1 pseudogene is annotated in these 402 nt (G+C 52.7%); it reads right to left on the reverse strand.

Annotated features, from left to right (window positions below):
* Positions 1–402 (reverse strand): annotated as a pseudogene (locus UF06_RS26955) (error-prone DNA polymerase); the annotation flags it as partial.

The raw sequence follows: 402 nt of genomic DNA on the forward strand, positions 1-402 counted from the left end.
ACGGGGTGCTGTAAATAGCTGTCGGGGGTAAAGCCATCAGGGATCAGTTCTCTTGGGTATTGATATATCAGCTCGTCAAGGCTGAAGGTACAGCGTTTAGCAATCTGTACACTTTCGGCTGGCCTATCGGATTTGAAAAGTTTTGGCAGTATCCCACCGTCGCGCAAACTGCGCTCGACATTGGTTAATCTATCCGCCCCCAGCTCTTCGACAGCACAGCCTTGGCAAATGGCCGTTAAGGTGTTTTGCAAGGGCAACCGTTCGCTGGCATGATCAGGTACGCCGCCGCAAGCCGTGATAGGTAGATGGAGCGCTTTGGCTAGAGATAGACAATGCTCGCGGTACGTTTGGTCGTCATGATGAAGATCTCGTTGCAGCCCGATCCAGAGCCGGGAAGTATGG

The sequence above is a fragment of the Vibrio sp. S234-5 genome (assembly GCF_000960595.1).
Classification (GTDB): domain Bacteria; phylum Pseudomonadota; class Gammaproteobacteria; order Enterobacterales; family Vibrionaceae; genus Vibrio.